General features: G+C 70.1%; 11 protein-coding genes. 6 read left to right on the forward strand and 5 right to left on the reverse strand.

The genetic code is table 11. From position 1 onward, the window contains the following. Nucleotides 1-162: 162 nt before the first annotated feature. The 4 genes from uvrB to IEY82_RS24550 are packed head-to-tail and all read right to left on the reverse strand — an operon-like array spanning nucleotide 163 to nucleotide 4,929. Nucleotides 163-2,271 (reverse strand): excinuclease ABC subunit UvrB, encoded by a 2,109-nt coding sequence (uvrB, locus tag IEY82_RS24535; protein ID WP_225263732.1) that lies wholly within the window; start codon nucleotides 2,269-2,271, stop codon nucleotides 163-165. A 35-nt stretch (nucleotides 2,272-2,306) separates the two neighbouring features. Further along, nucleotides 2,307-3,980 (reverse strand): OmpA family protein, encoded by a 1,674-nt coding sequence (locus tag IEY82_RS24540; protein ID WP_189126562.1) that lies wholly within the window; start codon nucleotides 3,978-3,980, stop codon nucleotides 2,307-2,309. A gap of 23 nt (nucleotides 3,981-4,003) precedes the next feature. Beyond that, a complete protein-coding gene (locus tag IEY82_RS24545) occupies nucleotides 4,004-4,237 on the reverse strand; it encodes a helix-turn-helix transcriptional regulator (protein ID WP_189126563.1) in 234 nt (77 codons plus the stop codon). A 14-nt stretch (nucleotides 4,238-4,251) separates the two neighbouring features. Continuing rightward, nucleotides 4,252-4,929, reverse strand: coding sequence for an ABC transporter permease (locus tag IEY82_RS24550; RefSeq protein WP_229697669.1), 678 nt, complete (start codon nucleotides 4,927-4,929; stop codon nucleotides 4,252-4,254). A 139-nt stretch (nucleotides 4,930-5,068) separates the two neighbouring features. On the opposite strand from IEY82_RS24550, the gene IEY82_RS24555 reads away from it, so the two are divergent. From IEY82_RS24555 to IEY82_RS24580, 6 genes are all read left to right on the forward strand, one after another. Next, nucleotides 5,069-6,661: an SPFH domain-containing protein gene (locus tag IEY82_RS24555; RefSeq protein WP_225263728.1), complete on the forward strand. Its 1,593-nt coding sequence runs from the start codon at nucleotides 5,069-5,071 to the stop codon at nucleotides 6,659-6,661. Beyond that, on the forward strand, nucleotides 6,658-7,890 hold the full coding sequence (locus IEY82_RS24560) for an SPFH domain-containing protein (protein ID WP_189126565.1): 1,233 nt from the start codon (nucleotides 6,658-6,660) through the stop codon (nucleotides 7,888-7,890). The genes IEY82_RS24555 and IEY82_RS24560 overlap by 4 nt, the downstream gene beginning before the upstream one ends. 9 nt (nucleotides 7,891-7,899) lie before the next feature. Beyond that, on the forward strand, nucleotides 7,900-8,673 hold the full coding sequence (locus IEY82_RS24565; protein ID WP_189126566.1) for a sporulation protein: 774 nt from the start codon (nucleotides 7,900-7,902) through the stop codon (nucleotides 8,671-8,673). 139 nt (nucleotides 8,674-8,812) lie between these two features. Beyond that, on the forward strand, nucleotides 8,813-9,853 hold the full coding sequence (locus IEY82_RS24570; protein ID WP_225263726.1) for a hypothetical protein: 1,041 nt from the start codon (nucleotides 8,813-8,815) through the stop codon (nucleotides 9,851-9,853). Beyond that, nucleotides 9,850-10,467, forward strand: coding sequence for a hypothetical protein (locus tag IEY82_RS24575; protein WP_189126567.1), 618 nt, complete (start codon nucleotides 9,850-9,852; stop codon nucleotides 10,465-10,467). The genes IEY82_RS24570 and IEY82_RS24575 overlap by 4 nt, the downstream gene beginning before the upstream one ends. 10 nt (nucleotides 10,468-10,477) lie before the next feature. Next, entirely contained in the window at nucleotides 10,478-11,287 is an 810-nt protein-coding gene (locus tag IEY82_RS24580; RefSeq protein WP_189126568.1) for an inositol monophosphatase family protein, read from the forward strand. A 59-nt stretch (nucleotides 11,288-11,346) separates the two neighbouring features. On the opposite strand, the gene IEY82_RS24585 is transcribed toward IEY82_RS24580, so the two are convergent. After that, nucleotides 11,347-12,519, reverse strand: a complete 1,173-nt coding sequence (locus IEY82_RS24585; RefSeq protein WP_225263725.1) for an ArsB/NhaD family transporter — start codon at nucleotides 12,517-12,519, stop codon at nucleotides 11,347-11,349. Nucleotides 12,520-12,537: the final 18 nt, after the last annotated feature.

Here is a 12,537-nt window from a genome sequence, read left to right on the forward strand (position 1 = left end):
CGCCCGAAACAACGCCGAAGGCGAACATCACCAGACCCCAGGCAATCGCGGTCGGCCGGAACGCCCACCCACCTCCGCGGCCACCCAGACCAACCCAGACCAGGAGCGGCCCAGGCCAGCTCAGAGCCCCGGCCGGGCGGCAGCCCTGGGATGGAGGGCGACCTACTTGACCCCGGCCTCGCGCATGTCGCGCAGCTCCCGCTTGAGCTCCTTGATCTCGTCACGGAGCCGAGCCGCCACCTCGAACTGAAGGTCGGCAGCCGCCTGATGCATCTGCTCCGTCAACGACTCGATCAAGGATTCCATCTGCGCCCGGGGCAGCTCGCCCGCGATCGCCTTGGCGTGAGCCCCGGCCTGCTTGGCCGCGAACCCCGGCACCGGAGCCTTGCCGCGGGACTGGGACCTGCCTCCGCCGAGCAGCCGGTCGGTGTCGGCGTCCTCACGCTGCAACGAGTCGAGGATGTCGGCGATCTTCTTGCGCAACGGCTGCGGATCGATCCCGTTGGCCTCGTTGTAGGCGATCTGCTTGGCCCGCCGCCGGTTGGTCTCGTCGATGGCCCGCTCCATCGACGGCGTGATCTTGTCGGCGTACATGTGCACCTGGCCGGAGACGTTTCGGGCGGCTCGTCCGATGGTCTGGATCAGCGAGGTGTCCGACCGGAGGAAGCCCTCCTTGTCGGCGTCGAGGATGGCGACCAGGGAGACCTCGGGCAGGTCGAGCCCCTCACGCAGCAGGTTGATGCCGACGAGCACGTCGAACTCGCCGCTGCGCAGCTCGCGCAGCAGCTCGATGCGGCGCAGCGTGTCGACCTCGCTGTGCAGGTAGCGGACCCGGATGCCGAGCTCCAGGAGGTAGTCGGTGAGGTCTTCGGACATCTTCTTGGTCAACGTGGTGACCAGCACCCGCTCGTCGCGCTCGGCTCGCTCGCGGATCTCGTGGACGAGGTCGTCGATCTGCCCCTTGGTCGGCTTGACGACCACTTCGGGGTCGACCAGCCCGGTGGGCCGGATGACCTGCTCGACGACGTCGCCCTTGGCGCGGCCCAGCTCATAGGGGCCGGGGGTGGCGGACAGATAGACGGTCTGGCCGATGCGCTCGAGGAACTCCTCCCACTTCAGCGGCCGGTTGTCGAGCGCGGAGGGCAGCCGGAAGCCGTGGTCGACCAGGGTGCGCTTGCGGGAGGCGTCGCCTTCGTACATAGCGCCGATCTGCGGCACGGTCTGGTGGGACTCGTCGAGCACCAGCAGGAAGTCTTCGGGGAAGTAGTCGAGCAGGGTGTTGGGCGCGCTGCCGGCGGCCCGGCCGTCCATGTGGCGCGAGTAGTTTTCGATGCCGGAGCAGGTGCCGATCTGGCGCATCATCTCGATGTCGTAGGTGGTGCGCATGCGCAGCCGCTGCGCCTCCAGCAGCTTGCCCTGCCGCTCGAACTCGGCGAGCCGCTCGGTCAGCTCGGCCTCGATGCCGGCCACGGCCGTGGCCATCCGCTGCTCGCCCGCCACGTAGTGGGAGGCGGGGAAGATGTAGAGCTCTTCGTCCTCGGTGATCACCTCGCCGGTCAGCGGGTGCATGGTGGAGAGCTTCTCGATCTCGTCGCCGAACATCTCGATGCGTACGGCCAGCTCTTCGTACTTGGGGATGATCTCGATCGTGTCGCCGCGGACCCGGAAGGTGCCCCGGGTGAAGGCGAGGTCGTTGCGCGTGTACTGCATGTCGACGAGGCGGCGCAGCAGCTGGTCGCGGTCGACGTCCATGCCGACGCGGAGGCGGGCCATGCGGTCGACGTATTCCTGGGGCGTGCCGAGGCCGTAGATGCAGGACACGGAGGCGACCACGATGGTGTCGCGGCGGGTCAGCAACGCGTTGGTGGCGGAGTGGCGCAGCCGCTCGACCTCGTCGTTGATCGAGGAGTCCTTCTCGATGTAGGTGTCGCTCTGCGGGACGTAGGCCTCGGGCTGGTAATAGTCGTAGTAGCTGACGAAGTATTCGACCGCGTTGTTGGGCAGCATCTCGCGCAGCTCGTTGGCGAACTGGGCGGCGAGCGTCTTGTTGGGCTGCATGACGAGCGCGGGGCGTTGCAGCCGCTCGATGAGCCAGGCGACGGTGGCCGTCTTGCCCGTGCCGGTGGCGCCGAGCAGGACATTGTCCTTGGCCCCGGCCTTGACGCGGCGCTCCAGCTCTGCGATGGCCGTCGGCTGGTCTCCGGACGGACTCATCTCGGTGACCACCTCGAAGGGCGCCACCTTCCGCTGCAAATCTGTGACCGGTCGCATGCTGCCCACTGTAGGCGGCGTCACCGACAGAAACGTCACCCGCTGACGGGCACGGCCTTCATCGGGCTGAACCCGAACAGGTTGACGTCGACGCTGGTCACCTCGGCGGGCGGCGCGGTCATGAGCACGAACATCCGGATGTGCTCCCCGGGCCCGACCTTGGTCAGGATGGGCGTCGAGCAGACGCAGCGTTCCGGGTGGCGGTCCCCCGCCGTCGCCAACGGGAAGTAGCGTGTCCCGGCGGCGTCGGTCAGCGCGACCCAGAAGAAGTCGATCTTCACCTCGGTGACGGACCCGAACTCCTTGACATCCCGGTCCCAGGCGCCGTTCTCCAGGCGGACCGGACCGCCTTCGCCCGTATGGCGGAAGTCGACGGTGGCGATGAGCGTCTTGTCGCTGAGCCGGCGCAGTTCCAGGAGATCGGCGGCCAGCCCGGTCAGCTCGCGCTGCCCGATGGCGGAGGCGACGGCCTGGCCCGGCGTCGCGGAGGCGCCGGTGGTGGACCCGGTGGACCCGGTGGGGCCGGTGGGGCCGGTGGAGGGGCCCGGAGTGGCCTCCGGGCCGGTCTGGGTCGCGACGGCGCGCTCCCGCTCGAACGTCACCTGGACTCGCCGGTTGCGGGCACGGGCCTGGTCGGAGTCGTCCTTGTCGACCGGCTCGTCCTCGCCCCTGCCCTCGGTACGGAACCTCGCGTCCGGAACGAGGGCGGCGAGCGCGCCCTCCACCGCCTTCGCGCGGCGCAGGGACAGGGCGAGGTTGTAGCGGTCGGCGCCGACGTCGTCGGTGTGGCCGACGATCCGTACGGCGCCCTTGGCCTCGGCGTCGATCCGGTCGGCGGTGCGGCGCAGCGTCTCGCGGGCCTGCGAGGTGAGCGTCGCCTTGTCGAAGGCGAACAGGACGTCGGTGTTGAGCGCGATCTCGACCTCCTTGTCGGACTCGGCGACCGAGGACGTGGTGCCGGCCAGCTGGGTGGTGAGCGGAACGGTGGTGGGAAAGGCCGCGGCGATGGCCGTGGCGTCGGGCTCGTCGTCCAGCCGGGCGCCGGTGCCCGCGGGGCTGATCGGCAGGGGCGCGGTCAGGCCCGCGTGGTGGAACCCGACCGCCACGGTGGCCGTCTCCGGCGGGACCTGGTAGACCGCCCACAGCTGGGCGGGCGCGCCGGGCGTGGCCTTGGCGAAGAATTCCGGATAGCTGCACAGGCAGGGGGCCCGGGTGTCGATGTTCTCCTTGCGCATCGGGTAGTACGCGGTCAGGCGCGGATGGTCCAGCAGGTAGAAGCCGGAGAAGGCGCGGGTGAAGTCGTAGAGCGTGGTCCCCGGCAGACCGGAGGCGCGAAAGCCCTCCAGCCTGACCTTGCCGGTGTCGGTGCTGATCCTGAAGCGGGCGGTGACCGAGGTGGCGGTGGTGCGCTCCAGGCCGATCACCTCGATCTTGGCGTGGCCGTGATCGTCGTCGTGGCCGTCGCCGTACAGGGTGGCCAGCGCGGGCCCTCCGGCGGTCTCGGGGGTTCCGGCCGCCTCGTGGGTTCCGGCGGGCGTGGAGGCCGCGGGGCTGACGGAGACGGAGGGCGCCAGGGAGGCCGTGGGCGGCGCGGTGACGGCTGCCGTGGGCGGCTCGGAACGCGCGCCCGGAAGGGGCACGAGCCCGCATCCGCCAAGGAGTGACGCGGCGAGGACGACCCTGGCCGCCGAACCGTACCTGAAGGTCATAGATCGCTATTTATACCGATATGTCAGGCAGTTCGCTCGCCGATCTTCGGAAACGGGGTCGTGGAGAAGACCACCTCGACCGGCACGTCGAAATGGCCGGCGATGCGCAGCGCGAGGTAGAGGCTCGGGCTGTATTCGCCGCGTTCGAGGTAGCCGATCGTCTGGTAGTGCACTCCCAGCGCGTCGGCGAGCTGCCTGCGGGTCACGCCGCGTTCGGCGCGCAGCAGCGCGATGCGGTTGTAGACGGTCTCACTCATCGCCGTACATCTTCTCAGCCGACACGCTGCGGCGCCCTGTCGCGGCGCGCCTGCACGGCCGAGCCCGATGCGCGCCTGGCCATCCGGCGCAGCACCGGCGGCGCGATCAGCAACCCGGCGACCGACCACGCGATCAGGACCGCCATCGTCATCCCCGGCCGCCACGAGCCGCCGATCTCCACGGCCGCGGCCAAGCCGGGCAGCAGCGCGGAGCGCATGCCGAGCCCCAGCCAGTACAACGGGAACACCTGGGCCACGGCCTGCAGCCAGCCGGTCAGGGCGGAGATGGGGTAGAAGATCCCGGAGACGACGGTGAGACCGCCTATGGTGACCATGGACAGTCCGGCGGCGGCCTGCGGGCTGGTGGCCGGCGAGCCGATGACCGCGCCCAGCGGCAGGGTGGACAGCAGGCCCAGCAGGGCGACCCAGGCCACGGTCAGCCAAGCGCCGAGCCCCACTGCGGCCAGGTCGGGCACCAGGAACAACCCGGCGACCAGGATCATCAGCAGGCTGCCGATGGCCATGAGCGACACCGACATCACCCGGCCGACGAGGTAGCCGACCAAGCCCTGCGGCAGCGCCTTCGCCCGCAGGAGCGTGCCGTCCTCGCGTTCGATGGCCAGCGAGCCGACCGCCCGAGCAGTCCATTGGCGCCGATCATCGTGGCCCTCAAGCTCGCTCAAGGCGCTCATCCATCCTCCAGATAGTAGGACTACTACATTCATAGCACGTCTACTATCGAACGCAATACACCTGTGACCCGTACTGCAAGCGAACAGCAAGCCGTACCCGATACGGTCGAAATCGCCTGTAGCGGAAAAGGAAGGTGTTATGTCACGCCCCAGAGAGGCATTCATCCAGGCAGGTCAGGGTCTGGCGCAGGCCGTCATGCAGGGCGGTGACGTACGGCAGGCGGTGGGTTACGCCGTCGGCCAGACGATGGGCCACCCGGGGCAGGCTCCGGGATTCGCGCTGAACCCGCACGACTTCGCGGCGGCCCGCGACGGCGGAGTCTCGATCGGCACGCTGATCGAGGCCAGAACCGCCTCGCTCGGCGAGGCCGGCGAGATCGTCAACCGCAGCTTCGCCGAGAACGGCATGCACGTCATCTCGCCCGTCGTGATCCCCAAGGGCAGCACCGCCAAGGTGATCGTGCAACTCGGGCTCCTCGTGGTGCTGGGCCTCATCGGCGCGCTCGGCAACGTGATCCCCAACACCGACCTGTTCTTCGGCCCGCACTACTGGATCGTCCTGGTGCTGGCGGCCGCGTTCCTGTGGTGGCGGCGCAGCGTGGTCATGGTGCCCGAGGGCTGCAAGGCGCTGATCACGAAGTTCGGCAAGCTCGTGCACATCGCCGACCCGGGCAGGGTGACGCTGTTCAACCCGTGGAAGCGGGTCAGCTACATCGTCAACACCACCCGCGAGTACCCCTTCAACGCCCCCATCCGCGAGGCGCCGACCCAGCAGGGCGTCAAGGCCAGCGTCGACCTGTTCCTGCAGTTCAGGATCGAGAACCCGGCCGAGTTCATCTTCGTGCTCGGCTCGGTCAGCGGCTTCCAGTCCAAACTGCAGAACGCCATCAGCGAGGTCACCCGCTCCCTCATCTACGCCCAGCGGGCCGAGGACATCTACGACCTGGTGGGCGAGAGCACGCACGGCATGCTGGAGAGCCTCAACCAGCAGTTCCTGCCCGCCGTTCGGCTCACCGACGTGAACATCACGCACGCCGAGCCGTCCAGCCAGGAGTACCGGATGGACCTCGCGGCGCCCGAGATGGTACGGGTGGCCAAGGAGGCCTACACCTACGAGTACGAGCTGCAGCTGCGCAAGGAGCAGAACGAGGGCGACCTGGTCAAGGAGCTGGCCGGGCTGCAGGAGACGCTGAGCGCCATCCAGGCGGAGATCGCCGGCTACCAGGCCCGCATGGACACCGCCCTCGAACGGGCCGAGCACCAGGCCAAGGCGCAGGCCGGACAGCGCCTGGTCGAGGCCGAGTCCACGGCCAGGGCCAACTCGGCGCTGCTGGAGGCCCAGGCGCTGGACATCCGGGCACTCAGCGCCGCCGAGGCCCCGGAGATCCTCGAGTACCGCTTCCAGCAGGACCTGCTCAACAAGCTGGAGTCGGTGTCGAACCGGCTGCCGCAGGTCGTGCAGGTGGGCGAGCAGACCGACATCGACTTCCTGGCGCTGGCCCAGCAACTGGTCGGCGGGAAGGGGGCGGCGCTCTTCTCCCCCGAGGACATGGCCGCCATCCGCTCCCGGCTGTCCGAGATCGGCAAGCGCGTGGACGACCGCGAGGCGGAGATCACCGCGCTGCTCACGAAGGTCGCCGCGGAGGTCACCGAGGCCCCCGCGGTCGAAGCGGTGACGACGGCCGCGGCGGGGCCGGACAGCGTACAGAATGTGGAGCGTGAGGTTCGATGAGCGGCCGTGAGTTCTCGAAGATCAAGGAGTCGCTGGCCTCCTGGTCCGACATCCGCCAGCTGCTGCGCGGCGGCGAGCAGGGCCAGCTCGTGCCGGTGGTCATCCCCAAGGACAGGCGCGGTTTCGCCTGGATGGCGCTGGTGTTCGTGGGCGTCTACTTCGCCGGGATGGCCGCGCTGACCGACCTCACCCTGCTGGCCGCGCCGGCGGCGCTGTTCTTCCTGGTCGTGGCGATGATCTGGATGTGGCGCCGGGCCATCATCGAGATCGAGGAGGGCACCACCGGCGTGCGGAGCCGCTGGGGCGCGATCACCGGCACGCTGCCGCCCGGCCGCCACTACCTGTGGGTGCCGTGGGACCGGGTCGACGCCGTGGTCGACACCTCGACCGAGATCCCCTACTCGGCGCCCATCGTGGCCTGCCCCACGGCCGAGAACGTGCCGCTGAAGTCGATCGAGTTCTTCCTCAAGTTCCGCATCGTCGATCCGGTGGCGTTCGTCCGCACGATCGGCGCGGGCAACTTCGACCTGGTCCTGTCGAGCGCCGTCCAGGACGCGATCAGGCAGCGCAGCCGCAGGGTCAACACCGAGCGGGCCTACGACCTGCGCGGCTCCGACGTGGGCGACATGCAGGAGGCGCTCAACCGCCAGCTCGGCCGCTACGGCGTGCGCGTCACCGGCGCCAACATCCCCGACGTGCAGCTGCCCGACCAGTACCAACAGCACCTGGCCACCCGCGAGAAGGTCGCCAAGGAGCTGTCGGCGTACGAGCGCGAGTGGGAGCTGACCCGCAAGCGCCGCATCGACACCCTGCTCATGGAGATCGAGCGCTCCAAGAAGACCCGCGACGCCCGCGTCGTCGAGGTCAAGGCCGCGCACAACACCGCCCGCAAGGACGTGGCGCGGATGCTCGAGGAGCAGGAGACCGAGGCCCAGCGGGTGCGCTGGGAGATCGAGGCTCGCGGCCGCGCCGAGCTGACCGCGGCCGAGAACGAGGCCAAGGCGCTGCGCCGGCTGGCCGAGTCCTACCGTGACAACCGGGCCGTGCTGCACTACGAGCTGGCCCGGCGGCGTCTCGATGTGGGCGCCAAACTGGCGGAGAACGCCCCGCAACCCCTGGTGGTGCGCACCCAGCAGGGCGCGGGCGACTCCGCGCTGTCCACCCTCCTCCTGGCCCAGTTGCTCCCTCGCATCTCGGGCCACACCAACGGCGAGGCACCAACCTCATAGGAGAACCCCATGGTGTTCCGCAAGCTGATGGCCGCGTTCGGCGCGGGCGTCGAGGTAGACACTGTGCTGACGAGCACCGGCGTCCGGCCCGGTGAGCGGTTGCGCGGCATGGTCAACTTCCGCGGCGGCGGCTCCGACTACAAGGTCGAGGGCATCTTCCTCGACCTGACGGCGGTGGTCGAGGTCGAACAGGGCGACCACGAGTACAAAACGTCCTACAGCTTCCTGCGCCAGCAGGTGGCGGGGTCGTTCCAGCTGGCGGCGGGCGCGCAGCACAACCAGCCGTTCGAGATCCCGATCCCCTGGGAGACGCCGATCAGCGCCATCGGCGGTCAGCCGCTGCGCGGCATGCGGCTGGGCGTGCAGACCGAGCTGGCGCTGGCCGGCGCCCTGGACAAGGGCGATCTCGACCCGTTGTTCGTCAGCCCGCTGCCCGCGCAGGAGCACGTCCTCGGCGCGCTCGACCGGCTCGGCTTCCAGTTCAAGAAGGCCGACCTGGAGCGGGGCACGCTGTACGGCTCGACGATGCCGTTCTTCCAGGAGATCGAGTACTACGCGGGCGGCCAGTGGCGGCGCCACTTCAACGAGCTGGAGCTGACGTTCCTCGCCGGGCCTCAGCAGATGGACGTCATCCTGGAGGCCGACAAGCGGGGCGGCTTCCTGACCTCCGGCCACGACGCCCTCAACCGCTTCACGGTCCGCTACGACGCCAACCCCGGCTCGGCCGACGAGGCACTGGGGCGCGCCCTGCAGCAGATGGCGCGCCGCCGCGGCTGGTTCTGACCGGCCGGCCGCCGACCGTCACGACCGCCGATCCTGTCCTGGGGGTCGGCGGTCCGTATCCCTGCGTGCGCTGGTGATCGCAGGGCGCGCTCGTTACCATGACGTGGGGACTGACTGATCGTCGGGATGCGGGGCGAAGATGGCACGGTTCATGGCGACGGTGCGCGGGGTCGCGCCATGGGCCGCCCAGAACGCCGACGGCGCGATCGCGCTCGGGCTGGCCATCGTGGTGGGCGTGCTCGGCGTCATGCCCGAGGACATCTTCGGCGCCGACGGCGTCGACGTGCAGCGTCAGCTCGTCAGCGCGGCCACCCTGGTGATCCTGGCGCTGGTGGCCACCGCGCTGCTGCGCGACCGCGCCCGTCAGGCGCCCGTCGAGGCGACGATCACCTCGGGCGCCCTCGCCGACCTGCCGCAACGCCTGCGGCGCCTCGACGAGATCGACACCCTGGTGGCCGGCACCCGCAAGGCGCTCGACTCGCTCCAGCTGGTCCGCGTGCTGGGCAGCCGTCAGGAGATCGCGCAGGCGCACGCCGAGGCCCGCAAGGACACGACGCGGTGGAGTTTCAAGGGCGGCACCGGCACCTATCTGCGGGCCGTCACCCTGCCCGAGTGCGCCGCCGCCGCGCGCCGGGTCAAGCGCCATCTGACCGTACGGATCGAGGTCATCGACCCGTCCAACGCCGAGGTGTGCGAGACGTACGCCCACTACCGGCGCTCGCTGTCCGACGTCCCCGACGGCACCGGCGAGACGTGGACCACCGACCGGGTCCGCAAGGAGTCGTTCGCCACGATCCTGGCGGCGTTCTGGCACCGCCAGCGCTACGGCCTGCTCGACATCGGAGTGGGGCTGTCGGCGACGATGACCACGTTCCGCTGGGACCTGTCGGCCTCCCGGCTGATCATGACGGTCGAGGACCCCAACCGGGCGATGACGGCGCTGGCCGGCACCTTCTTCTACGAAAACTGCGACACGGAGTTGCGGCTCAGCTTCGAGCAGGCGCGCCAGGTGCCTCTGGAGATGTACAAGCGGGTGCCGCTGAGCGACGAGCCGACGGTCGAAGAGGTGCAGGAGCTGTTCGAGAGGATCGGGGTGCCGTTGCCCAGGGCCTACAACGAGCACGACGTCGTCGCCATCGCGCGTAAGGCGTTACGCGCCGTCAATCCGTACAAATCATGAGTTATCACGGCGTCTTCCAGGAGGTCACCGCAGGGCGGGGCAGGTCGTGGGCGCTGCGAGCGATCTCCGGAGGCGACGTCACGGCCGTGCGCCACCCGCTCGGGTTCGTCTGCATGCCACTCGAACGCGACGGCGGCGACGGGGTCTGCCTGCACCTGTGGTCCGACACGCTCGCCCACGCGCGCAGCACGACCTCGCAGATCCACTGCCACAGCTGGGACCTGTTCAGCCACGTGCTCTACGGTCAGGTGCGCAACGTGCACGCCGTGGTCACCGACACCGGGCGCGACGCGACGCACCGCGTGTTCGAGGTGGTCAGCGGCGCCGACGGCGACCGCATCTCCCCCACCCCGCGCACCGTGCGACACGCCATCGGCCTGGTCGAGGTGTTCGGCGCGGGCGACAGCTATACGCTGCCCGCGGACCGGTTCCACAGCAGTGTGGTGCCGGAGGGCGGCGAGGCGGCCACCATCGCGCTCGGCAGGAGCCGCCCGGGCAGCCGTGACCTGTCGCTCGGCCCGCTCGGCGCGCGCGGGCACCACGTGTCCAGGGAGCCGCTCGACGCCGAGGAGACGGCGCTCGCCGTCGGCCTGATAGCCGCCCACCTGACCTGAGGGGTGCCACATGGATCTGGATCACGCTCGCGCGGTCGCCGTGGACGCCGCGCGGGCCGCGGGCGCCCTGCTCCTGGCCGGCACCGGCGGCGCCGGCGGCACCGTCCAGGTGCGGTCCAAGGGCGGCTCCGGCGACGTGGTGACCGACCTCGACCTAGCCTCGGAGAAGCTGCTGCTGGAGCGCATCCTGACGGCCTTCCCCTCGCACGCGGTGATCGCCGAGGAGTCCGGCCTGCTGGGCGCGTCGGGCGGGGAGTGGACCTGGCTGGTCGATCCGCTCGACGGCACCAACAACGTGGCGATCGGCCTGCCCGCCTACGTCGTGGGCCTGGCCCTGTGCCGGGCCGGCCGGCCCATGCTGGGCGTGGTGCACGACCCGGTCACCGGCCAGACCTGGTCCGCGATCCGGGGCTGCGGCGCCGTCACCGCCTCGGGGGTACGGCTGGCCGCCCCCTACCGTCCCTCACCGCACGGGCCGCTGCTGGCGTGGACCCAGGGCTACACCGTGTCCAGGGACGACGCGACCGTACGAGCGCTGAAGACGGCTCTGGAGCTGGGGGCGCGGCGTGTCCTGCAGTTGTGGGCGCCGCTGCTGTCGTGGGCGATGCTGGCCCGGGGCGACATCGACGGCATGGTGGGTTACCGGGCCGAGGCGGTCGATCTACCCGCCGGGGCGCTCATCGCGCGCGAGGCCGGCGTCGAGATCCGCGCCCTGGACGGCGGGCCGTTCGAGGAGGGCATCGACGGCACGGCCGACGACCGCAGCTTCGTCGCGGCCCACCCGCACGCGCTGCCGGCCCTGCTCGCGCTGATCCGCTGAGCGCCGCCGACCCGCTGAGCGCTGTCGGCCCGCCGGGACGCTCCTGATCCGCTGAGCGCTCAGGTCGTCGCGACGAGGGCCCAGGTGGTGAGCAGCACCCCGGCGACCGCCAGGCCGGTGCCGGTCAGCACGAAGCGGCGTATCGGCACCCTGACGTCGTGACGGCGGCACGACTCGAACCACAACAGCGTGGCCAGCGAGGCCCAGGGCGTGACGACCGGGCCGACGTTCGTGCCGGTGAGCAGGGCGAGCAACTGGCCCTGCTCACCCGGCGGGATGATCTCCTCGACGGCCTTGTAGGCGGGCAGGTTGTTGATCAGGTTGGACAGCCCGGCCCCGACGGCGGCCGTGCGGTAGGGGTCACGCTCGGCGCCGAGCAGCCAGCCCATCAGGTCGGCCAGGCCGTACCTGCTGAGGGTCGGCACGACCAGGAACAGGCCCGTCACGAAGACGAGCAGTTGCCAGGGGACCAGGCTCCAGGAGAGCCGGGCGCGGGCGCGCAGCGCGAACGCCACCACCACGATCAGCGCGGCCGCCGGCGCCGCGACGGCGACGTGCACGTTGAGCAGCAGCAGGCCGATGAACAGCGCGCACGCGGCCGAGGCGGCCGCGAACAGCACCCGGTCGCCGACCGGCTCCAGCAGGGGCGGGACGTAGCGCAGGTCGCGCCGCTCGCCACGCCGCCAGTAGAACACCCACAGGAAGACCATGGTTACCGTGATCGCGACGAGCTGCGGCGCCCACATGCGCGCGGCGAACCCCTGGGCGTCCAGGCCGATCTTCTCCATGCCCAGGAGGTTGGTCAGGTTGGAGACCGGCAGCAGCAGGCTCGCGGTGTTGGCCAGCCAGATCGTGGTCATGGCCAGCGGCAGGGCGGCGATGCGGGCCTTGGGCGCGAGGGCCAGCATGACCGGGGTGAGCAACACCGCAGTCGTGTCGAGGTTAAGAAATATCGTGACAAACGATGCGAAGGCCGTACACAGGAGGAAGAGGGCGACGTAGTTGCCGCGGCCGAGCACCGCCATCCTGGCCGCGACGGCGTCGAAGACCTGAGCCTCCTTGGTCAGCTCCGCCAGCACGATGACGCCCACCAGGAACACCAGCAGCGGCCCGATCTCGTCGAGGCTCTCGATCGCGTCCCGCAGAGGAAGCAGCCCGGTCGCCACGAAGATCAGACCGAGCGTGAGCAGCCCGATCCTGATCCAGTCGAGCACGCCAAGACGCCGCCACACTCGACGATGATCGCACAT

It is taken from the genome of Nonomuraea cavernae (assembly GCF_014646355.1).
In the GTDB taxonomy this organism is placed as follows: Bacteria; Actinomycetota; Actinomycetes; order Streptosporangiales; family Streptosporangiaceae; genus Nonomuraea; species Nonomuraea cavernae.